The 21,605-nt window shown below is 50.7% G+C and carries 18 protein-coding genes; 9 read left to right on the plus strand and 9 right to left on the minus strand.

Annotated elements, in window-relative coordinates:
* Positions 1–154: 154 nt before the first annotated feature.
* Complete coding sequence (locus tag A6U95_RS21540; protein ID WP_065685950.1) at positions 155–685, plus strand: fimbrial protein; 531 nt, start codon at positions 155–157, stop codon at positions 683–685.
* 193 nt (positions 686–878) lie between these two features.
* Here the strand turns inward: A6U95_RS21540 and A6U95_RS21545 are convergent, their stop codons facing one another.
* Both A6U95_RS21545 and pnuC read right to left on the minus strand, forming a co-directional pair.
* Complete coding sequence (locus A6U95_RS21545; RefSeq protein WP_065685951.1) at positions 879–1,901, minus strand: AAA family ATPase; 1,023 nt, start codon at positions 1,899–1,901, stop codon at positions 879–881.
* Positions 1,898–2,455: a nicotinamide riboside transporter PnuC gene (pnuC, locus tag A6U95_RS21550; protein ID WP_065685952.1), complete on the minus strand. Its 558-nt coding sequence runs from the start codon at positions 2,453–2,455 to the stop codon at positions 1,898–1,900. The genes A6U95_RS21545 and pnuC overlap by 4 nt, the downstream gene beginning before the upstream one ends.
* An 857-nt stretch (positions 2,456–3,312) precedes the next feature.
* On the opposite strand from pnuC, the gene A6U95_RS21555 reads away from it, so the two are divergent.
* The 4 genes from A6U95_RS21555 (at position 3,313) to A6U95_RS21570 (ending at position 8,744) form a co-directional block, all read left to right on the plus strand.
* Positions 3,313–4,236 carry a fimbrial protein gene (locus tag A6U95_RS21555; RefSeq protein ID WP_241810709.1) on the plus strand — a complete coding sequence of 308 codons (924 nt, stop codon included), beginning with the start codon at positions 3,313–3,315 and terminating at the stop codon, positions 4,234–4,236.
* A gap of 542 nt (positions 4,237–4,778) precedes the next feature.
* Positions 4,779–5,324, plus strand: coding sequence for a fimbrial protein (locus A6U95_RS21560; protein ID WP_065685954.1), 546 nt, complete (start codon positions 4,779–4,781; stop codon positions 5,322–5,324).
* A gap of 59 nt (positions 5,325–5,383) precedes the next feature.
* Entirely contained in the window at positions 5,384–6,088 is a 705-nt protein-coding gene (locus A6U95_RS21565) for a fimbria/pilus periplasmic chaperone (protein WP_065685955.1), read from the plus strand.
* Positions 6,089–6,164: 76 nt separating this feature from the next.
* Positions 6,165–8,744, plus strand: a complete 2,580-nt coding sequence (locus tag A6U95_RS21570; RefSeq protein WP_083196439.1) for a fimbria/pilus outer membrane usher protein — start codon at positions 6,165–6,167, stop codon at positions 8,742–8,744.
* Positions 8,745–9,264: 520 nt separating this feature from the next.
* Here A6U95_RS21570 and A6U95_RS21575 read toward each other — a convergent pair.
* The gene (locus A6U95_RS21575) at positions 9,265–10,425 is read right to left on the minus strand and encodes a serine hydrolase domain-containing protein (RefSeq protein ID WP_065685956.1); all 1,161 of its coding nucleotides are present in this window, start codon (positions 10,423–10,425) and stop codon (positions 9,265–9,267) included.
* A gap of 910 nt (positions 10,426–11,335) precedes the next feature.
* On the opposite strand from A6U95_RS21575, the gene tolA reads away from it, so the two are divergent.
* Positions 11,336–11,719 carry a cell envelope integrity protein TolA gene (tolA, locus tag A6U95_RS21580; protein WP_065685957.1) on the plus strand — a complete coding sequence of 128 codons (384 nt, stop codon included), beginning with the start codon at positions 11,336–11,338 and terminating at the stop codon, positions 11,717–11,719.
* A 195-nt stretch (positions 11,720–11,914) separates the two neighbouring features.
* Here tolA and A6U95_RS31275 read toward each other — a convergent pair whose 3' ends face one another.
* Positions 11,915–12,076, minus strand: coding sequence for a YnfU family zinc-binding protein (locus A6U95_RS31275; protein ID WP_021178250.1), 162 nt, complete (start codon positions 12,074–12,076; stop codon positions 11,915–11,917).
* A 538-nt stretch (positions 12,077–12,614) separates the two neighbouring features.
* On the opposite strand from A6U95_RS31275, the gene A6U95_RS21585 reads away from it, so the two are divergent.
* The gene (locus A6U95_RS21585) at positions 12,615–13,244 is read left to right on the plus strand and encodes a LysE family translocator (RefSeq protein ID WP_021804652.1); all 630 of its coding nucleotides are present in this window, start codon (positions 12,615–12,617) and stop codon (positions 13,242–13,244) included.
* A gap of 57 nt (positions 13,245–13,301) precedes the next feature.
* Here the strand turns inward: A6U95_RS21585 and A6U95_RS21590 are convergent, their stop codons facing one another.
* The 5 genes from A6U95_RS21590 to puuD form a co-directional block, all read right to left on the minus strand.
* Positions 13,302–13,949: a winged helix-turn-helix domain-containing protein gene (locus A6U95_RS21590; RefSeq protein ID WP_065685958.1), complete on the minus strand. Its 648-nt coding sequence runs from the start codon at positions 13,947–13,949 to the stop codon at positions 13,302–13,304.
* A 339-nt stretch (positions 13,950–14,288) separates the two neighbouring features.
* Positions 14,289–15,569: an FAD-binding oxidoreductase gene (locus A6U95_RS21595; protein WP_021178247.1), complete on the minus strand. Its 1,281-nt coding sequence runs from the start codon at positions 15,567–15,569 to the stop codon at positions 14,289–14,291.
* A gap of 10 nt (positions 15,570–15,579) precedes the next feature.
* Complete coding sequence (gene puuC, locus A6U95_RS21600) at positions 15,580–17,076, minus strand: aldehyde dehydrogenase PuuC (protein ID WP_065685959.1); 1,497 nt, start codon at positions 17,074–17,076, stop codon at positions 15,580–15,582.
* Positions 17,077–17,091: 15 nt separating this feature from the next.
* Complete coding sequence (puuR, locus tag A6U95_RS21605; protein WP_021178245.1) at positions 17,092–17,649, minus strand: HTH-type transcriptional regulator PuuR; 558 nt, start codon at positions 17,647–17,649, stop codon at positions 17,092–17,094.
* Positions 17,646–18,407: a gamma-glutamyl-gamma-aminobutyrate hydrolase gene (puuD, locus tag A6U95_RS21610; RefSeq protein WP_021178244.1), complete on the minus strand. Its 762-nt coding sequence runs from the start codon at positions 18,405–18,407 to the stop codon at positions 17,646–17,648. Before puuD ends, puuR begins: the two co-directional genes overlap by 4 nt.
* A 236-nt stretch (positions 18,408–18,643) precedes the next feature.
* On the opposite strand from puuD, the gene A6U95_RS21615 reads away from it, so the two are divergent.
* Together A6U95_RS21615 and A6U95_RS21620 are read left to right on the plus strand one after the other, a co-directional pair.
* Complete coding sequence (locus A6U95_RS21615) at positions 18,644–20,062, plus strand: glutamine synthetase family protein (RefSeq protein ID WP_065685960.1); 1,419 nt, start codon at positions 18,644–18,646, stop codon at positions 20,060–20,062.
* Positions 20,063–20,189: 127 nt separating this feature from the next.
* Positions 20,190–21,560 carry an APC family permease gene (locus A6U95_RS21620; protein WP_065685961.1) on the plus strand — a complete coding sequence of 457 codons (1,371 nt, stop codon included), beginning with the start codon at positions 20,190–20,192 and terminating at the stop codon, positions 21,558–21,560.
* The last annotated feature ends 45 nt before the right edge of the window (positions 21,561–21,605 follow it).

Genomic DNA, 21,605 nt, shown 5'->3' on the forward strand with positions numbered 1-21,605 from the left:
GTACAAAATTGACTAAAAAACGCACAAAACCAAGCTGGATTAAATTGATTTTTGCCTGTCGCTGACACAACGTAAATGAATTTTAATTTTCTGATGAAATGCGATTATTGACATGCACATTCGGTGCAATTGTTTTTTAATAAGGGATTTTATTATGAAAGTTAAAAACTTGTTCGCTGTACTATTTTTAACAACCTTCGCTTTTAGCTCGGCGGCGATGGCCGAAGGTAGTGGAAGAATGACCGTGTCAGGCAGCATTATTAAGACGCAAACATCTTGCGCTATAGCACCTGAGTCCATTGACCAGACGGTTACGTTAGGGCAGGTGGCCGATGCCGCACTGCTTGAAAACAATGGCTCTGGAAAGTCGGTTCCGCAACATTTTAATATTCGCTTGGAAGATTGTGAAGTTTCTGGAGGCAATAGTGTGACCGTTACTTTTGTTGGCGTGGAAGGAAAAGAGGGACGCCTTGGTATTACAGGTACGGCTAGTGGTGCCAGTGTTGCGTTGGCCGATGGTTCAGGGAATGTGCTTGAACTGGGAAAACCAAGCAAAAGCATTTCGCTCCAGAATGGTAATAACACCCTTCCTTTTACCGTTTACCTTCAGGGAGATGGTGTGCCGGGAAATATTCAAGCGGGTGATTATCAGGCTGCAGCTGGTTTCATGCTGAATTTCCAATAAATCAAAAATTCACTATTGAATATCGGGAGCCTGATGGCTCCCGTTCTTTGTATCCCTGACGAGGCGGGCTAAACCATCGAACTGAAGAAAGCTTAGGAAGTCAGAGATGCGCAGCGTAAACGAAAAAATAAAGCAGATTTTTATACTATCGTGATAGTCCAGCTAACAGTGTCTTTGTAGTAACACTCTGTGTTCAAATAATCGAAACCTTAGAGGGAGAAAGATGATCAAGTATCTGCTCTACTCGCTGTGTCACACTGCCAGTAACGTATAAAAAGGGAATGCCACGTCTGGTCAACTCTTCGATATACCATTGCTGTTGTCGTTGACGGAATGACTCATCCTGGCGTGTGCCATCCTGATGGAAAGCGAAATCGTCAGCACAAAGCACGACTGTGTCATAATGTCGGCAGGCTAACTCCTCCAATGCAGGGTCTGCACTACCAAACATGGCCAACGAGTAAAATAACGTCGTCAGCGGTGAAGTATCACAAACTAAATAGCGATTTGGGCATGCAGTCATCTCCCATAAGGTCTGGGTATGTGCAATATGCAGCATGTCTTCGAAAATCAGATGTCCCTTTCTTTGTTCCCATCGTTCGCGGCCATACTCACAGATCGACACAGTGTCCAGTGCAGTAGCTAATGCGATACTCAAGGTACTCTTGCCCGTAGATTCCCCGCCCAGGATACAGATGCGGTGAACAAAATGGGCGTACACTTCAGGTGCCATCAGGTGTCGATATTGATGAATGTCTGATCGAATCAGTGTTCCCGACACGGCTCCGGGCCCTAGCTCGCGCATCAGACGTACATGTGAAACCTGCCGTTGAAAACGTTTGCTAAGCACCTGAGCAAATCCAGAGCCATAATCTTCGGCAGTGAATACGGCTTCAGGAATTATGTTTAGGTGCTGTAGGCACAATGACGCGACGAAATGGCGGTGTGAATCGTCATCGCCTTCATTATGGGGCATCTGGCCAATGCCCCAAGCTAAAGCGTCCTCGGGTTCTATCACCAGAATGTATGCTTGTGGAAAACGGGTCTGTAGATAGGCCTGCCGTCTAGCAGGGCCGAAGCCGGGGAGTTCAGGTAAGGAATAACTGATAATGACCAGCTTCTCGCATGCATCAAGTGCGGTGTTAATCAGTATTTCATGGCCATGATGTAATGGTGCAAACTTGCCCACGATCAGCCCAGTAGCAAAGCGTTTCATCTTGCTTTCAGCTCCTGACGCCATTGATAAAGGCCGTACCAGGCATTACACCAGAAGATGAGATAGAGGATCGCCGTGATGTAAAGCTCACGTGAAGCGTAAAGCGGTACCGCAATAGTGTTTACCAGCAACCACACATACCAGTTCTCGATCCTTCTCCCCATCAGCATAAACTGCGCCATGATACTGAATGTCATGATCAAGGAGTCGAGCCAGGGAGACCAGGCGTTGGTATAAGTGTGAAGCACGTAGGCATAACAAGAGGATACCAGCAAGGCTGCCAGGGCAAAACCGCCAAGCAACCACCCTGAGGTTTTACGGATATGGATTGCCTTACCTTGATTGCCAGTTAGCCAGTTCACCCAACCTGCGATGCTACTGGCAATGAAAAATAGCTGAAGTGTGACATCGGCATAGAGCTGAACAGAGAAAAATACCCACCCGTAGAGTAGGCAACCAATAATGCCTATCCACCAAGTATGAACATTATTACGGGCAGCCATCCATACTGAAGCGGCGTAAGTGCTACTCGCAGCTATTTCAATCAAAGACATTGATATTTATTCCTTTAAACACAGCTAGTTCACCAACGTAGCAAGTTGGCTATTGGATAATCTTGGTCTCCCGGTAGGAGACGACAAAGCTGCAATATAAGGAAGTATTTGGGCAGCTAAGTCAACATTGGTGATCTGATTTATGGGCTTTAGACACTTCAAAAATAGCGCAGACTAAGAATCGGTTGCATAAAAACGAGTGCTGCATATTGGAGGAGCGCAGCTATATGGGAAGGTTTGAAACCTACCTTATGCTGAAGGAGTCACCGCTGCCGGCACCGTGATCAGCAATGTAGTCTATTCTAATCAGTATCAATAGTGAGTTGTTGAAGGGGACTCATCCCTTTTTAACTCCCGTTGGGCCAGGAGTTTTGATGAAGCTTTTTCTCAAAATATGGCGCGTCAGATTGGCACTTTTGCCGGTTCTGTCGCATTGAAAAGGCTTTATCTTCGTTGCCTGGTTGCGGCTGCTTACTCAACGTGACGGGTTTCGTTAATGTCAGCTTGAAAGCCACGACGCGCAGCGAATATGGTGGTCTTAAACTGGCTTGGCATCGGGTTCTGACATTGAAAATGACAAACGTAGTGCGCCTTTAGCGCCAGAGGTAAAAATGAAGGGGATAATACAAGGTACGATCGGGTTGCTTTTGCTCATGTCCGCCAGCAATAGTGCCTGGGCTGCGGTAGTCTGTTCACCGATGAATGGCTCCCCACGTACCGATAATGTGACTCTGTCTCCTTCAGCGATCTCGGCGGGGAGTGATCTTCCAGTCGGAACTGTGATTTATCAGGGCCGGTGGGTGAGTGGTGCTACCGGCCTCTCGGTGATGTCCTGTGACTCGCCGACGGATACCTCAATGTGGCTTAACATTGCGTGGACCGTTGAGCTGGCGCCTCTTCCCCTCGCCAACTGGGCGGGTAGTCCTTTCGGTGGCGCTGTCTATCAGACCAGTATCCCTGGGGTAGGAATTGCCATCTCCCGCAATAATAATGGCGATGCAGCCATATTAGGCAAACCTAACTATCAGTTTCCGGCGGATGTGAACAGCCTGGTGACAGGGGGATCCTATAAACCTTTTCTGTCTAACAGAACGATCTATGTAACGTTGATCAAAATTGGTGCGATTACACCGGGTAGTTACACCCTCAATGCGACCACACTACCAACTGCCGCACTCTCGGTTGTGAATCCGATAAATTATCCGGCGACAACCGGGCTTCCTATTAAAGCGTACATTATCAAGTTTCAGGGGCAGTTAACGGTATCAGCCCAGACCTGCACTACGCCAGATGTGAATGTTAATCTGGGGAGTTACGACACGCGGCAATACTTTACCAGACAGGGGGCAACCACTCCGTGGGTTGATGCTTCGATCACCTTGACCAACTGCCCAACCTTCTATGGTTATTATAATGCCGCCAACAGTACATTAATGTTTGATTATTCTATCGGCTCCGGGCAGGTAGCCAACTCAACCAATAATAGTATTGGCGTGCGACTGACCCCGACGACTTCGGTGATTGATGCTGCCAATGGGATTATGGCTATTGACTCTACGGTACCCGGTGCAGCATCGGGGGTGGGGATACAGCTCGGTTGGGGAAATAGCAGCCAAACGCCGACGCTGTTTAACTTTGCGGCAGAGCAGTCAGTATCGCTACCAAAAGACGGTAGCCCGACAATTCGTGTTCCATTGGCTGCCCGTTATATTCAAACCGCTTCTGGGACTTCGCCAGGCAAGGCGAACGGCAAAGTCACGTTTACAATTAACTATTACTGATTAATGAAAGACCCTACGGGTAAGCGAAGCTATCGATGTATCGCTGCCAAAACCCCTCAATGTTGTACCTTTCTGTTATATATCAATGGGATTATTGTTTTTCTTATATGGCGTTTCAGTGCTGTTAGAACAATTAAGAAATGCGTTTTTTTATATAAGAATTTCATGTAACTTATTGATTGATATGCGTATAAGTGGTTTTTTTCTGCGTTTTATACTACTTCACTCAGAATATTCTGTATTCGGCGGTAATATTTATTCCAACAGCAAAGCAGTATGCAGTACCGGACGGATGGTTCGTGATAGGTAAGGGATAAAGGTACGCTGAAAGGCTTTCAACAAGGATCTGCCGTTCATTGATATCTTGTGAATGTAGTTTGTCTTCATTTAATTTGATAACGCCAGTTATTGCCCTGCATTTTAAATGCTGTGTTATTGCCGACATATACTCGCCATATTTATAGAGTTATGTATTGCACAAAGATATCTACCCTCCGTGGGTAACCTAATAGTTTAATGACGCAAGGTAAATAGGAATAAACATGAAAAACTTAACAATCGTAGCTTCCCTGGTTGCAGTATTTGGTTCTGTGGGTCTGGCTCAGGCCGCTTCTACCGGTACCATCACCTTTAACGGTGAACTGACCGCCAACACCTGTGATGTCGTAGTCGATGGTCAGACGGCAGACGCCACTGTCGTGCTGCCAACCGTCGGCACCAGCCAGTTGAATGGCGCGACCCAAACCGCAGGTGAAACAGGTTTCGTGATGGCACTGAACAACTGTTCAGGCACACTGCAGACTGCCTCAGCCTTCTTTGAAGCGGGTGCTTCGGTAGATTCCGTGACCGGGCGTCTGAAAAACCTGACTGGCACGGCTTCCAACGTCAGTCTGCAACTGCTGGACGCGTCCAGCTCGTCTCGGGCAGTGATCGAGGCCGGTAACGCGAACCAGGTGACCAACACCACTTATCAAGATGTTACCAGCGGTAGCGCTACCCTGCCTTATGCAGTGCGTTATTATGCCGAAGGAGCCACTACTGCTGGCACTGTGATCAGCAATGTAGTCTATTCTATTCAGTATCAATAAGCAGTTTTCGAAGGGGGAGTCGTCCCCCTTCTTATCTTCCGTTGGGTCAGGGGTTTTTTATGAAACTTTTTCCTCTCAATATTGCGCGTCAGGTTGGCACTTTTGCAGCGATTGCCCTATTCAGCAGCAGTAGCCTCGCCAGCGTGGTACTCAGCGGCACACGGGTGATTTATCCGTCGGACGCCAAAGAAGTCAGCGTCAAAATCAATAATGTCGGCCCCTCGCCGGTACTGCTGCAGAGCTGGATAGATAATGGTGATCCCAACGCCAAACCTGCGGCTATCAAAGTTCCCTTTGTACTGACTCCACCGATGAACCGGGTGGAGCAGGGTAAAGGCCAGACACTGCGTATCAGCTATGCCGGCGGAAGCTTGCCAATGGATAAGGAATCAGTGTTCTGGCTGAATGTGCTGGAAGTTCCGGCCAAGAGCGAAGCTAAAACGAACGAAAACCGTCTGCAAATGGCTTTCCGTACCCGGATCAAGCTGTTCTATCGTCCGGCGGGCCTGCAAGGCAATGCCAATGATGCATATAAAACCGTCACCTGGAATACGCAAGGCGGCAAAGTACAGGCAACCAATCCCACGCCGTTTTATGTCAATTTTGTGAACCTGTCAGTCAACGGTAAAAAACTCGACAACGCCATGGTGGCACCGCGCTCAAGCATGGTGTTGAATCTGGCTGGCAATGGGGGCAACAAAATCAGTGGAAGCGTTGTTAATGACTATGGTGCGGTCAACGCTTTCGATGCTGTAATAAAGTAACATAATAATATCTATCACTATTTTTTATATTGAAGTCTTAGTGATTGACCCGGTATCAAGCTCTTGAGGGGGCGGGATGTCAAAATTTTTGCGCTACGCTATTCGTGTGCCGGTCGTCTCTTTGGCGGTAGCGGCGCTATCGATTTTTGTGGCGGGAGGCGTCAATGCGGCAACTGAAAATGCACCGCAAACCAGTGCCAAGAGCCTGGAGTTCGACTCGTCTTTTTTGAATGTTGATGACGTACAGTCGGTCGATCTTAGCCGTTTCGCCGAAGGCGCCTCCGGGTTGCCCGGAATTTACAAAACCGCGCTGTATGTCAACGATCAACTGATCAGCAATACCGATATTGAATTCAAGTCTCGGGCCGATAAATCGGTCTATCCCTGCCTGACCAGCGACATTATTAAAAATATTGCGTTCAACTACGAAAAACTGCCCGCCGATTTTTTGAAACAGCAGTCTAGCGGTGCCCTATGCATGGATCTGCAAAATAAGCTTCCCGAAGCCCAGGTGAATTTCGACAGTAATGAACAACGCCTGGATATCATTATCCCTCAGATTTACATGCTTAATATTGCCCGGGGCACTGTGAGCCCGGAATTATGGGACAGTGGTATCCCGGCGTTCCTGTTTGGTTACAACGTTAATGGCTACACCAGCGAATCGCACGGCGACACCTTTAACTCGCTGTTCGCCGGGGTGAATGCTGGGCTGAACGTTGGGGCTTGGTATTTACGCCACAACGGCTCCTATAACCAGATGAGTGACGGGCCCAGCCAATACAGCAGTATCAATACCTATTTACAGCGCGACATCCCGCTACTGAAAGGGCGTATGTTGCTGGGGGAATCGAATACTACCGGGCAATTGTTTGATACCTTGCCATTTACCGGGGCTCAACTGGCCAGCGACGAGCGGATGTTACCGGAATCCCTGCGTGGCTATGCGCCGGAGATCCGGGGGATCGCCCGCACCAATGCCCGGGTGACCGTGACCCAGGGGGGCCAGGTATTGTATGAAACCACGGTGACGCCGGGGGAGTTCCTGATTAATGACCTTTATCCGACCGGCTACGGTGGCGATCTTGTGGTTACCGTGCGTGAGTCCGACGGCACCGAACAGACCTTCAGTGTGCCTTATGCTTCGGTGGCACAACTGTTGCGCCCGGGGTCATCGCGCTATTCCGTCACTGCCGGTCAATTGCGTAGCGAAAACCTGCGTGATGAACCGACTTTATTCCAGAGTACCTATCAATATGGCCTGACCAATGCCATTACCGGCTATGGTGGGCTGCAAATCAGCCAGGACTACTATGCGGTGCAGGTAGGGGCGGCATTGGGGATCCCGATCGGGGCACTGGCCTTTGACGTCACGCAGGCAGGCACTAAACTGGGGGATAGCACCGATGCCAATGGGCGGAATCAGCCAGGCGGCACCCTGAGCGGGCAGCGTTACCAACTGAGCTACAGCAAGCTTATCAGCGAAACCAACAGCAACCTTTCGGCGGTATACCATCGCTCTTCTTCCCAAAACTACCTGGATTTTCTGACCGCCGCGCAAACCCGTGATGCGGCGGAGCAGGGGAATTTTCTGGACTCCATATCACGTGTCAAAAACCGCCTGACGCTGACCGCAGGGCAAGGCTTGCCGGATAACTGGGGGCAACTGTATGTCAGTAGCTCAGTGCAGGATTATTGGAATCAGGATGGCAGCGACATACAGTATCAGGTGGGGTATAACAACCGCTATAAGAGCCTGTCCTACGGCATCAGTGCCAACCGCAGTCACTCAAGCATCGGGCAGATGCAAACCAACTACCTGCTAAGCTTCAGCCTGCCACTGGGCCGGAATGACGAACTCCACACGCCACAGCTGCGAATGGACCTGTCTCATGACAGCAGTGGGCGTTATGGCCAGCAGGCCACGGTATCCGGTACCTCCGGTGTGGAGAATCAGTTCAGTTATGGCATAACCGCGATGAACGCCAACCAGGGGATGGGGACCAGCGGGTCGGTGAATGGTAACTATCGCAGCCGGGTCAGCGCACTGAGTGGAACCTACAGCACCGGGAAAGGCTACCAGAGCGGCTCTGCCGGTATGACAGGGACGGTGATCGCCCACGCAGGAGGAATTACCTTCACTCCCTACACCTCAGACACCTTTGCCCTGGTAGAGGCCAAGGGAGCAGAAGGGGCTAGCGTGTCTTCGTATCCAGGGGTGAACGTTAACTCCCGCGGCTATGCGATGGTGCCTTACCTGAATCCCTACCAGATGAACGAAATCAGTATTGATCCGAAAGGCACCGCGGCGGACGTTGAGTTGGATAACACCAGTCAGAAAGTTGCGCCGTATTCCGGGGCGGTGGTGAAATTGAAATACAACACCAAGCAGGGGACGGCAATTCTGGTGAATGCGACCTATCAGGGGGAACCGGTACCGTTCGGCGCCGATATCTTTGATAGCAAAGGCAACAGTGTGGGTTCTGTGGGGCAAGGTGGGCAAATGTATGCTCGTGTAGCGGAAGACAAAGGAGAACTGGTTGTGAAGTGGGGCGCCGGTAGTGAAATGCAATGTACTGTGGGGTATATGCTGATGCCGCAGGCAAAAAACAGTCCCGTTTCGGCGATCCAGGTCTTCGATTCAGTTTGCCAATAGAGAACAGCACTCTTAGTTATCAATCTGACGGAAGCTATGGCTCCTATCTCCTTTTCTCCACTGAAACTCTTTCGCACGGTGGTATAAAAAACGAGCTGTTTTCATCCCGCGAACCTGTATCTATCCCTGATACTCGTAGTGTCCCTCTAGACATGATTCTGGTAGTGCAATCCTAGCGTTAAATGAACATGGTGGCTGTGATGCTGTTGGTTTACTTAATGGCGGGCGTGGGGAGCTTACACTGTGTAGCATGATTGATCCTATTTTAGCTAGCTGGCCTGTGAGATGCGGTAGTATTATCGTTTTATATCGAGTGGGGGCAAATCAGGGATGAGAATTTTGGTGGTATGATGACCTGGTCACCGTCCTGTGACCAGGTCATGATAGTGATAACATTTTACTTAATATTTCCTGCTGGTAGCTGATATTAATGCTGTATTGCATAGCGGATTAATATTAAAACAGCATTATTGCAACATTGAGCTCGGAGTAAAAACGCAATTAACCTATAGCGCAATACTCAGCTTGGAGTTTCCATGGCCGCCAGCACTTTTATGGCAATTTGCGTGGCCAGATCGGTTGATGTCGAGTTTACTTCTAACATGTTAATCAGGACGAAAACCCCCGCTGGTGCCTGGTTGGTACCTGCATCGCTGCTTGCGGCAATTCTTATGGCAGTATTGGTGCCGGGCAACTCCCCATTTTTTGACAGAATACTTTTATCAGGTGATATAAACCAACCTAGACCGAGATAGCCTTGATTATTGGTACGTACCTCCGTTGAGGGGTTTTGTAACATGGATAACAAAGGGCCGGTAGGAATGCTGGGATCTTCAGGCAGTTTACCAAGGTTATAGTTAAGCCATGTCAGCATATCATGGGGGGAAGACATTACCCCTCCACCGCCATAATAAGCACCAAATTTGCTGTTGTAGAGCGATGTAATGGGGATATATTGGTTGTTGGATTGGTCCAGGTTATAACCTTGAGGGAAGCTTTCTGGCCACGGTTCTTCAGGAATGGGACAGTAACGAGAGTCATGCATCTGTAGTGTGTCATTTTGAAAAAGGTGGTCGCGAACCCAGATATTAAAACCGTTAGTGCCGTAGGCGCGTGAAATTGCTACGGCAAGTAATGAAAACCCTAGGTTAGAGTATTGATAAATGGTGTTTTCCGGCTCGACGTTAAATTCTGTCTTATTTAAAAAGCTAATCATTTCCTGTACACAATACGGTGTGTCGGGGCTGAGTGGTGGGAGAAGACCTGGGGGAGACGAGACATTATCCGCAGGAAGGCCGCTGGTATAGTTTGCCAGGCTTTTTAGCGACAGGTTGTTTAACGTATTTCCCATCGGGCCGGTAAATTGAATGAATTGCCCAAGTAGGCTGTCAGTCCGTATAGGGCTATTCTCATCTTGGCAAGCATAGGCAAACGCCGTCGCGGTGAATAATTTACTGGTGGAGGCTAATTTAAATAGTATGTGATTGGAGGGAGTGATTTCATTGTCGTCACCAGTACGTAACGTGCCTTTGATCGCGAGAAAAATATCCTCCGCGGGTTCGTCGCCGGTGAGTGACCAGCCGATGGCAATGGCAACCCCTGAAGGGGCTTGCGTGTATTGTGTGAAACTATTAACGATATCATTAAGTTGCTGTTGTGTCGGTGCGTAGTAAGTCGTCATAGCATAACCTTATCTAAGGTAAGGGAAGACATAGGGGGGTATTCATGTAGTGAATGTGTGCGCACTTCAAACAGTATAGACATAGTTATATTTATTGATTGTTTTTTGTTCTATTTTGATGCGGGCATCAAAAAATTTACTCTGCTTTTTTTTTGTATTCAATTGATAATAAATAATTTTATTCACGCAAGGCCGGTGTCTTAACCGGTTTTCGTTTTACTTTAATTCTGTAAAATTTATGAATGTGGTGGGTCCCTGTGGCCGTGAGACAATCTGCTCAATGGTTTCAAATTCTAATCATCTCTACCCCAGCACAGGCGGTAGTTTTGCCCGTAAGTTCGCCGCCAAGGATACAGATGCGAAGGATAAGGTGGGCATACACTTGAGGTGCAAGCCAGCGTCTGTATTGATAAATACCCGATCGCTTCAACCCCCCTCTGATACGGCCTCAGGTCGCTGTCTCTGGCTGGACCCTAATTTTGTGGGAGGTTCATAACTTATTGATTTTACAGATGGGATGGTGACGGCCACAAAAAAGGGTTTATCAGTGATTATAAAGATTATTGTTTAATTAACAGATAATTAGAGATAGGATGGAACAGTTCACTGCCGTGCAGGCAGCTCAGAAAACAAGGGATTTTAAATCCCTTGTGATTGGCGACAAAATGACAATGTCGCTGGTTTTTTAACGGTACAAACTGTTCGAAACTAGCTAACCTATTGATAAAAAGCGGGCGCAGCATGCAGCGCCCCTACGTTTGAGGCCGGGGAGGGTTTATCAGCAGTCTTTGAATCCCTTGTGTCTACCAATACTCATTGCAATGCAGCCAGCACAGAAATCAACTTCGGTTGTTATCGTGAAAGATCCTTTTTGCTACATTTAATGCAAACATTAAAAAGGAATTTAGACATGAAAAAACTTGCCTCTGTTTGTCTACTCAGCATGTTGTTTGCCTCGGCCTGTAGCCCCCACAAAAGCAGCAATAACAAACCCATCGAGCTAAAGCCAGCAGAGGTGGCACCGTTCGTTGATAAGCCGACCAGATACGCACGTGAGGTTCAGACAGCCATTCAACGGAAGCTTTTTATCGAGGATGACTATCGCGGTAAAACCTGTGACATCAACATCAAGATGTCTAAAGACGGGAAGGTATATGACCTGCAGGGCAACGGCTATCCTCCGCTGTGTGAAGCTGCGATAAAAGCGATCAAAAATGCTGACATCCCCGCGCCATATGACGATGAAACCTACCAGCAATTCAAACAAACAGTGCTTAGCTTCCAACCTGTTTGAGCGTCAGAGACTGGGAGTCGATAGTCATGGGGTCAGCCTGGAGTGAAATTCCGGGGTAAATTCTTCAATGAAGAGGGCAGGCATTACCCAATCGTTGCTCATGGGGATAATGGCCGTGTTTGCCATGTCCACCTAAGCGGTTTTTTCGTAGCCACTCTCGTCTATCTCAGCCGACGCAGTTCGTTCCTGGCACTCTCAATCTTCGCGTTTACGGAAATAATGTCCACAGTGGGGGCAGATCAGCGTGACGTTTTTTTTCACCTTGCTGCGATTTTGCGGCGAACTTTTTGCGCATTCAGGGCAGGTGACATCAACGGGGGCGTCACCGAATAGCTTAAAAGCATCAAAGAAAGACATCTTTTTCACCGGGTAGAGGTAGGAGGAGTTCAGTGTACCTTTATCGCTCGATGATAGCTCCACATAGATTGGTAAACCACTGGTAGAGACGTAGCTAGCTGCGCGCTAAAAAGGGAGTAACAAGTGGGGAGAAGGGGCGGAGGGGAAGAAAAAAGCCCCGCAAAAAATGAGGGGCAAACACAACAACACCAGGGAAATCGTTGATAACTAATCTGCTATTACTATATGTTTTTTGAGACGAGAGTTCATCAATAAATTGCTGCATTATTGCAACATTATAGTTAATTAATTTGTATGCATTTGGCCTTATTCATACGTTTTGTGAATTTGTTCGTTATTTGTGAGCAATAAGTCCGCATGTTGGTTGTTTTTTGTTGAATTGATGCCTTTTGGGGTGATTTCTTGCTCCATTACCTCCTCCCAAACAGAATGTGACTTGAATCACATTGGGCTGATCCCCTATATTCCCCACCCATAGCGATGTTGTCGTATTGCGATGCAGCGGCGCAGAGAGTTTTACATTTATCCGGAGTTGTTGATGGAGTTAACTACGCTTTTGCTTTACGTGATTGCCGTCAGTGCGGTGATGGTGACGCCTGGCCCTTCCATGCTGTTGGCGCTAAACAATGGTGCAATCCACGGTATGCGTATTGCCAGTTACGGTTTCCTGGGGGCGGTATTGGCCGATCTGTTGCTGATCGGCGCTGTCGGTTGCGGACTAGGGGCGTTGTTGCAGGCCTCTGAGCAGTTGTTTGCCGTAGTGAAGTGGGGCGGTGCGTTATATCTGGTCTACCTGGCCTGGGTGCTGTGGCGGGCGCCGGTAAAGGCTTTGGCGGTAAACGCTAGCGCCGCTGCGGCGACCGGGAAAACGGCATTCCTGCGCTCCCTGATGGTCGGTTTGTCCAACCCTAAAGGCCTGCTGTTTTTCTCGGCCTTTCTGCCGCAGTTTATTCAGCCAGAAAAGCCGATCGCCATGCAATACCTGATCCTGGCTTTGGTCAGCGCAATGATCGACTGCGTGATGATGACGATCTATGCCTACGGCGGCCGCCATGCGATGCGTAAATTCTCGGCGAACGTGATGCGCTGGGTAAACCGTAGCTGTGCCGGCATGCTTGGCGTGTTGGCCGTAGGCGTTGCGCTTTATCGGCGTAGCGATGTGAGCTAGAGCCTGTCGGTTGAATCAGCGGGCGCAGCATGCTGCGCCGCTACTTGGCGAAAATGACTACAGTTTCAGGGAGCTAACCAGCTCCCTTTTTAATAGGTGACTGCCTGTGTTGGCAAAAGAGGAAAGCTTAGGCATATTACCAACTGACGGATCTGCAGATAACTCGCAGGTCGCATTGTTCCACCTCATAGCGGTATAGTTCGCATCTGATTGGTAGTAGTGCTGATAGATGTGAAATATATGTACCACGGTAGTCACCGTTAATATAATCACCAGCGCAATTAAAACGTAAGTGATTTTAACTTTGCTCAGAAAATTCTTTTTCTTTTTACAGGGCAATTCAGCTTCACCCTGATTAATTGCGATCTCTTCAATGGCGACGTCATTGGCTATTCTTAACCCTACTTTTGGTATGGTTTCTATGATGTTTTTATCAATGCCCATACTCTTGATGATCCGCCGTAGCGTGCTCAGGCATTGGTTGAGATTATTATTGCTGGCCTGTAGACCGTAATCATCCCACACTCTTTGCAGAAGCACTTCTCTCTCAACAATTTCTCCTTTATTTTTAATAAGAAAGGAGAAAAGTCGAGCTGCAGATGAGGAAATGGTGACGATTTCTTCTTGAAGTTCCTGATGATAAAAACCGACGCTATTCGGGCAGAAAAGGACATCTCCTTCGATGAGATATTGGGGCTTTGTCATGCTGATTCACTCCATGTCAGACAGTATAATTAACTTAATTAACGTTAATCCTAAGTCTCATAATATTGTTTTTTTGGCGGTAGAGCAAGAAAGAAACAATATAAAATATAGTGTAATCAGCAAATTTCAGTTTAAAATCCGCTCTAATTCATTACGGTAGTTATTAATATTAAGTAAATGCCATGTAAAATATTAAACGCTATTTAATAAAAATTAAGATCGCTAACTTACTGATAATTTTGCTAAACAAAGGATCTAACTAGTCCGACCTGTAAGAATCAGCCTAGTTAGAAAAATGTATCAACTTAAGTAGCAGATTTGTGCTGAGGTGGCGTTGAATTAAACCCCAATTCGATCGCGCAGGGTGTAGTAGGCAGCGCCTATGGCGGTGAAGGGGATTTGCAGGTTACGGCCACCAAAGAACGGCAGATGTGGCAGTTTGGCAAAGGCGTCAAAACGCTCTGCATCGCCACGCATCAGCTCTGCTATCAGCTTGCCTGCCAGATGAGTACAGGTCACGCCGTGCCCGCTGTAGCCTTGCATGTAGTAGACATTGTTTTCCAACCGGCCAAACTGCGGCATGCGTGATAGCGTCAGCAAGAAATTACCTGTCCAGCGGTAATCAATGCGTACGCCTTTCAACTGCGGGAAGGTTTTCAGCAGCTTAGGGCGGATCAGGTTATCGATATCATCCGGATCGCGGGCGCCATAGACCACGCCACCGCCGTACAGCAGCCGGTTATCGCCGGTTAAACGGTAATAATCCAGCAGGTAATTGCAATCTTCCACGCAATAGTTTTGTGGGATCAGTGAGGCTGCCACTTCTGGAGCCAAGGGCTCGGTGGTGACCACTTGAGTCCCGCACGGCATACTGCGTTTGGCCAGCCTTGGCTCCAGTTTATCGCCCAGATAGGCATTCCCGGCTACGATCACGTAACGAGCGGTGACTTGGCCGTTGGCGGTGCTGACCACCGCTGGCTCTCCGTGACGGATATTGGTGACTGCGGACTGTTCGAAGATCCGTCCTCCTTGCAGGCGAATGGCCTCGGCCTCGCCCAACGCCAGGTTGAGTGGATGGATATGGCCGCCGCTGTGATCGAGTAACGCGCCAACGTAACGATCACTGCTGACCTCCTGGCGGATACGGTCGGCATCCAGCAGTTCAAGTTGCGTATTGCCGTAACGCTCCCAGTGCTGCTTTTGTTCGATCAGCGCGTGGTATTGCTTATTGTTCAGCGCGGCGAAGATCCCGCCGGGGCGATAGTCACAGTCAATGGCATAGCGCTTGATACGGCTGCGGATAATCTCTGCGCCTTCAAACATCATGCTACCAAGCAGCTTGGCGCTTTCTGCACCGTAACGGCTTTCGATCACGTCGATGTCGCGGCTGTAGGAGTTGACCAGTTGGCCACCGTTGCGGCCGCTGGCACCAAAACCGATGCGGGCAGACTCCAGCACTACCACGTTATAACCGGCTTCAACCAGAAACAGCGCCGATGACAGGCCGGTATAGCCGCCCCCCACGATACAGACGTCACAGTCGATCGATTCATTCAACTGCGGATAAGGCTGATGGTCATTGGCCGTTGCCGCATAGTAGCTTTTTACGTGTTCAGTCATCATCAAATCCTTATTCCAGTGAAATCCAGGTGGTTTTCAGTTCGGTAAATTTATCCAGCGCATGCAGCGACTTATCACGGCCGTTACCGCTTTGCTTGTAGCCGCCGAACGGTACAGTCATATCGCCATCGTTATAGTTGTTGACGAACACGGTGCCTGCTTTCAACTGGCGGGCCATGCGGTGTGCCCGTGACAAATCGCGGGTCCAGACGGCAGCGCCAAGCCCGTATTCGCTGTCGTTGGCCAATGTGAGTGCCTGTTGCTCACCGTTGAAGGTCGTGACGGCCAAGACAGGGCCAAAAATTTCGTCCCGTGCGACGTGCATCGCGTTATCCACCTGAGTGAGAATGGTGGGGCCGAGATAGCCGTGATGATCGCCTTGCGGATGGGCACGTCCATCAAGGAACAGCGAGGCTCCCTGGTTCAAACCCCGTTCGATATAGCTGGTGACTTTTTCACAGTGCTGTTGGTCGATCAGCGTACCCATGAGCGTTTGCGGATCGAGCGGGTTGCCCGGTGTGAAGGCCTCTGCATGGCGTTGCAATGCCTGTAAAAAGGCCTGCTGAATACTTTCCTCTACCAGCAGCCGCGTACCGGCAATGCACACCTGGCCCTGGTTATAGAAGATCCCGGCCGCCGCTCCCTGCGCCGCCTTATCCAGGTCCGGGCAGTCGGCGAAGATAATGTTGGCACTCTTGCCACCGGCCTCCAGCCACACGCGCTTCATGTTGGATTCACCGGCGTACTTCATCAACTGCTTGGCTACCTGGGTAGAGCCGGTAAAGGCGAGAGCATCCACGTCGTTATGCAGTGCCAACGCCTTGCCCGCATCGTGGCCGAAACCAGGAATAATGTTCAGGACGCCATCCGGTAATCCTGCCTGCTGTGCCAAAGCGCCAAGATAAACCGCCGTAAGCGGTGATTTTTCCGAGGGTTTCAGCACTACGCTGTTCCCGGCCGCCAGCGCCGGGCCTAACTTCCAGCAGGCTAACAGCAGCGGAAAGTTCCACGGCACGATGGCACCCACCACGCCGATTGGCTCCCGCTGGATCAGGGCGAGCGCATCATGGCCGGTTGGGGCAATTTCGCCATACACCTTGTCGATGGCTTCGGCATACCAGCGGATACAGCGGATCGCCCCTGGAATATCATCGCGCAGGCTATGGCGGATGGGTTTGCCGGTATCTAACGTTTCCAACAACGCTAATTGCTCGCTGTGCTCTTCCATCAGGTTAGCGAGTTTGAACAATGTTGCCTTGCGTTTAGCAGGGGAGGCTTGCGACCAGTCGCCGCGTTCAAACACCTCGCGCGCCGCCTTGACGGCCAAATCGATATCAATGTGGCTGCCACGGGCCATTTGTACCAGTTCACGAACCCCGGCAGGATCCTGAACGCTAAAGGTTTCCCCTTCGGCTGCCGGGAGGTAGCGGCCATTGATAAACAACCGGTTTTCAATCTTCAGGGCCTGTGCCCGTTGTTGCCAATATTCCAGGTGGTGGAAGTCCATACCTTGCTCCGTTAATCAGAATGTCGTCGGCGTATGTGCGCTGATAATTCGGCAAATGCGCGCCGAGGTGTTGCTGAAACTATGGGGGATCGCGGTGTTGATGGCGTAGCTCTGGCCTGCCCGTAGGTGAAAGCTTTGCCCGTTGACCTGCAGCATCACTTCGCCTTCCAGCAAGGTACCAATCTCTTCCCCCTGATGTTTGAGCCGTTCACCGGTGGTGGTGCCCGGATCGTAGGTTTCGATCATCATTGCCAGGGTGCGGTTAGGGTCACCGTTGTGGATCAGCTTCATCGAAACTCCCTGGCTGCCGATTTCGATCAGATGGTCATGGTCGATCACGATCTGCGGCTCATGCGGCTGTTCCGGTTCGGTAAAGAAAGCCGATAACGACAGCCCATACACTGTCAGCAGCTTTTGCAGCGTACTGATGGCCGGGCTGACCTTGTCCTGCTCAATGGTACTGATGGCGCTGTGCGTCAAGCCAGACAGTTCGGCTACCCGGCGCTGTGATAGCCCTAACTGCTGGCGGATCTGCGATAAGCGTTTCCCCGGTGCCAAGCTGACGTCGCTCATAGGCGTTTTTCCTTTTGGTAGTGCTGGCAGGCGTTAATAAATCCCTCAAACAGCAGGCGAGACAGGGCATATTCATCGCTGTTCCATTCAGGATGCCACTGCACCCCTAAGGCAAAGGGTTGATCGCGAATGCTGAGGGCTTCCACCAGGCCGTCGGCGGCATAGGCTTCAACACGCACGCTTGGGCCAAGGGTTTTGGCTCCTTGACCGTGCAGGGAGTTCACCCAGAATCGGTGGCAATCCGGCAGCAGCTGCGCCAGCAATCCCCCGTCTTGCACAGTAACTTCATGAGCAGGGGCATATTGCTGTTCCAGCGGCAGATCGTGATCTTCACGGTGCTCGAGCAGCTCGGGTTGTTCATATAAACGACGGTGTAGCGTACCTTGAGTCGCGACCACCAGCTCTTGCATACCGCGGCAAATGGCGAAAAGGGGGATGCGCCTGCTCAGTGCCTGGCCGATCAGCGCCAGGCTCAATTCATCGCGCCCAGGGTCGGCGTCAGGCTCATCGCCGTTTTCACCATAAAGGTGCGGCTGCACATTACTGGGGCTGCCCGGCAGCAGGATGCCGTCGAGATGGGGCAGCAACTCTGCCAGCATTTCCGGCTCTGCCAGCGCGTGCGGCAGGGCGATCGGTAATCCTCCGGCAGCTAACACCGCATTTAGGTATTTTTCTTGCAAGGTCTGGGTGAGGTGCTGGTTTAACCTATACCTGCACATCACGACGCCGACGATTGGTCTGTTAAATATATTGCCCATGCTATCCCCTACAGGTTGTTCGAAATTATGACCGATAAGCCGTTTAATCGCCTTTTTTGTTCAATATTCACTAAATCTAGCAGTCGAATGGCCAATATTCAAACCAAAATTAACACTTGCAAAACATTTTTGTTGCATCTATGTTTCATTGGTGGACATTATATTGAGCAAGATGGTCAAAACATCGAAGCCAGTAAGTGTGAGAACCACAGACCAAACACAACGGCGGGTGAAACATGCAAACCAACATCGTAGAAGTCGAAAACTTTGTGCAACACAATGAAGAAAGGCGAAGTAGCACGTTCCAGCGCGAAGTGAAGAAGTATCTGGAACGTTATCCGTTAACCCAGCATATCGACGTATTGCTGACCGATCTCAACGGCAGCTTCCGCGGCAAGCGCATCCCGGTAAGCGGGCTGGGTAAACTGGAGAAGGGCTGTTACTTCCCAGCCTCGGTGTTCGCGATGGATATTCTTGGCAACGTGGTGGAAGAGGCGGGTTTGGGGCAGGAAATGGGTGAGCCGGACCATATTTGTGTGCCGGTAGCCGGAACCCTGACGCCATCGGCGGCCGATCCGCAATATCTGGGCCAGGTACTGCTCACCATGCTGGATGAAGATGGTACTCCCTTTGACGTTGAACCGCGCAATGTGCTGAACCGAGTGTGGCAGCGTTTGCGTCAGCGCGGGTTATTCCCCGTAGTAGCGGTAGAGTTGGAGTTCTATCTCATCGATCGCCAGCGCGATCCGGAAGGGTATCTACAGCCCCCATGTGCCCCCGGCACCCAGGAGCGTAACACCCAGAGCCAGGTCTATTCGGTAGACAACCTTAACCACTTTGCCGACGTGCTGAGCGAAATCGACGAACTGGCCCGCTTGCAAGGGCTGCCGGCCGACGGTACGGTAGCGGAAGCGTCACCGGGCCAGTTTGAGGTTAACTTGCATCACACCAATGATGTGTTGCAGGCCTGTGACCATGCCCTGGCGTTAAAGCGGCTGATACGCATGGTGGCAGAGAAGCACCATATGCATGCAACCTTTATGGCCAAGCCTTACGAGGAACATGCGGGCAGCGGTATGCATGTGCATATCAGCATGCTGGACAAGCAAGGTAACAACGTCTTTGCCGATGCGGATGGTGAAGACTCCACGCTGTTGAAGCAGGCGCTGGCTGGCATGATCGCCTTGATGCCTGCCTCTATGGCGCTGCTGGCACCCAACGTCAACGCCTACCGCCGCTTCCAGGCGGGGATGTACGTTCCCACCCAGGCATCCTGGGGCCATAACAACCGCACCGTAGCGTTACGTATTCCCTGTGGCGATCGCGACAACCACCGCGTGGAGTATCGCGTGGCGGGGGCCGATGCCAACCCTTATCTGGTGATGGCAACCATTCTGGCCGGGATTGTCTACGGCCTCGACACTGAGTTACCGCTGCTTGAGCCAGTCACCGGCAACGGGCTGGAGCAAGAGGGGCTACCGTTCCCGATCCGCCAGAGCGATGCGCTGTATGAGTTCGAACACCAGCCGGTGCTCAATGCGCTGCTGGGTGAACGTTTCAGCCACGTCTATCTGGCCTGTAAGACCGATGAGCTGGAGCAGTTTGAGCGGCTGATCACCGAAACCGAAATCGAGTGGATGCTGAAAAACGCCTGACGTCCTCAGCCCGATCCTACCGCGCGCCGGCGCATTCCCGCGGGCTACCTGTGGCCTGGCGAAGCCGTGCGCGACGGTGATGACTTCTTCCAACTTGGCGTACAGGACGCCGGTGAGGAATAACCCAATGACGATAAGTGCCATCGACGATAATGGCGCGGGCAAACCGCAACTGCGCAAGACATTGAAACTGTGGCAAGTGGTGATGATGGGCCTGGCCTATCTGACGCCAATGACGGTGTTTGACACCTTCGGTATCGTTTCTGGCGTGACGGACGGGCACGTTCCGGCGTCCTACCTGTTGGCATTGGCCGGGGTGCTGTTTACCGCCATCAGCTATGGCAAGCTGGTGCGCCAGTTCCCGACCTCGGGCTCGGCTTACACCTACGCGCAAAAGGCTATCAACCCGCACGTGGGTTTTCTCGTTGGCTGGTCATCACTGCTGGATTACCTGTTTTTGCCGATGATCAATACGCTATTGGCCAAAATTTATCTTACGGCCCTGTTCCCAGAGGTCCCACCGTGGATCTGGGTGGTCGGGTTTGTGATCCTGATCACCGCCATCAACCTGAAAAGCGTCAGCCTGGTGGCAAACTTCAACACCCTGTTTGTGGTGGCGCAAGTGGCGATTATCGTGGTGTTTATCTTCCTGGTGGTACGGGGGTTGCACAATGGCGAAGGGGTTGGCCAGGTATGGAGTCTGCAACCCTTTATCAGTGAAAACGCCCATCTATTGCCGATCATTACCGGCGCTACCATCCTGTGCTTTTCGTTTCTGGGTTTTGACGCCGTCACCACGCTGTGTGAAGAAACGCCTGATGCCGCCCGTGTGATCCCCCGCGCTATCTTCCTTACTGCACTCTATGGTGGGGTGATCTTTATCGCCGTATCGTTCTTTATTCAGCTGTTCTTCCCAACACTTGAGCGTTTCAAACAGCCGGATGCGGCACTGCCGGAAATCGCGCTGTATGTGGGTGGCAAGCTGTTCCAGTCCATATTCCTGTGCATCACCTTTATCAACACCCTGGCTTCTGGCCTGGCTTCCCATGCCAGCGTGTCCAGGCTGCTGTATGTGATGGGGCGCGATAATGTGTTCCCGGAAAAATTCTTTGGTTACGTGCATCCTAAATGGCGCACGCCAGCGCTTAACGTGCTGTTGGTTGGTTTGGTGGCGTTATCGGCATTATCCTTCGATTTGGTGACGGCCACAGCCCTGATTAACTTTGGTGCTCTGGTGGCCTTTACCTTCGTCAACCTTTCGGTGATCAGTCACTTCTATATTCGTCAAGGGCGTAATAAGAGCTGGAAAGACCGCTTCCATTACCTGATTTTGCCGCTGGTGGGAGCGCTGACGGTAGGGATCTTGTGGCTGAACCTGGAAAAAAGTTCCTTGACCATGGGGCTGCTGTGGGCGGCGCTCGGGTTTGGCTATCTTGCCTATCTCACCCGTCGTTTCCGCCAGCCTCCTCCGCAGTTGGAGCGCCAGCCTCAGCAGTAAAGGTATGGGCGCAGCGTTGCGCCCTTTCTTTTTCCCCGGTAGGGC

The organism is Serratia sp. 14-2641 (genome assembly GCF_001692375.1).
Lineage (GTDB): Bacteria > Pseudomonadota > Gammaproteobacteria > Enterobacterales > Enterobacteriaceae > Chania > Chania fonticola_C.

What these genes read in the sequence shown, in the direction of transcription:
- A6U95_RS21560 (WP_065685954.1), top strand. Translation starts at nt 4,779, where the DNA reads ATGAAAAACTTAACAATCGTAGCTTCCCTGGTTGCAGTATTTGGTTCT.
- puuD (WP_021178244.1), bottom strand. Translation starts at nt 18,407, where the DNA reads ATGGGCAATATATTTAACAGACCAATCGTCGGCGTCGTGATGTGCAGG.
- A6U95_RS21620 (WP_065685961.1), top strand. Translation starts at nt 20,190, where the DNA reads ATGACGATAAGTGCCATCGACGATAATGGCGCGGGCAAACCGCAACTG.
- A6U95_RS21555 (WP_241810709.1), top strand. Translation starts at nt 3,313, where the DNA reads ATGTGGCTTAACATTGCGTGGACCGTTGAGCTGGCGCCTCTTCCCCTC.
- A6U95_RS21595 (WP_021178247.1), bottom strand. Translation starts at nt 15,569, where the DNA reads ATGACTGAACACGTAAAAAGCTACTATGCGGCAACGGCCAATGACCAT.
- A6U95_RS31275 (WP_021178250.1), bottom strand. Translation starts at nt 12,076, where the DNA reads ATGTCTTTCTTTGATGCTTTTAAGCTATTCGGTGACGCCCCCGTTGAT.
- A6U95_RS21585 (WP_021804652.1), top strand. Translation starts at nt 12,615, where the DNA reads ATGGAGTTAACTACGCTTTTGCTTTACGTGATTGCCGTCAGTGCGGTG.
- A6U95_RS21590 (WP_065685958.1), bottom strand. Translation starts at nt 13,949, where the DNA reads ATGACAAAGCCCCAATATCTCATCGAAGGAGATGTCCTTTTCTGCCCG.
- pnuC (WP_065685952.1), bottom strand. Translation starts at nt 2,455, where the DNA reads ATGTCTTTGATTGAAATAGCTGCGAGTAGCACTTACGCCGCTTCAGTA.
- A6U95_RS21570 (WP_083196439.1), top strand. Translation starts at nt 6,165, where the DNA reads ATGTCAAAATTTTTGCGCTACGCTATTCGTGTGCCGGTCGTCTCTTTG.
- tolA (WP_065685957.1), top strand. Translation starts at nt 11,336, where the DNA reads ATGAAAAAACTTGCCTCTGTTTGTCTACTCAGCATGTTGTTTGCCTCG.
- puuR (WP_021178245.1), bottom strand. Translation starts at nt 17,649, where the DNA reads ATGAGCGACGTCAGCTTGGCACCGGGGAAACGCTTATCGCAGATCCGC.
- A6U95_RS21615 (WP_065685960.1), top strand. Translation starts at nt 18,644, where the DNA reads ATGCAAACCAACATCGTAGAAGTCGAAAACTTTGTGCAACACAATGAA.
- A6U95_RS21545 (WP_065685951.1), bottom strand. Translation starts at nt 1,901, where the DNA reads ATGAAACGCTTTGCTACTGGGCTGATCGTGGGCAAGTTTGCACCATTA.
- A6U95_RS21565 (WP_065685955.1), top strand. Translation starts at nt 5,384, where the DNA reads ATGAAACTTTTTCCTCTCAATATTGCGCGTCAGGTTGGCACTTTTGCA.
- puuC (WP_065685959.1), bottom strand. Translation starts at nt 17,076, where the DNA reads ATGGACTTCCACCACCTGGAATATTGGCAACAACGGGCACAGGCCCTG.
- A6U95_RS21540 (WP_065685950.1), top strand. Translation starts at nt 155, where the DNA reads ATGAAAGTTAAAAACTTGTTCGCTGTACTATTTTTAACAACCTTCGCT.
- A6U95_RS21575 (WP_065685956.1), bottom strand. Translation starts at nt 10,425, where the DNA reads ATGACGACTTACTACGCACCGACACAACAGCAACTTAATGATATCGTT.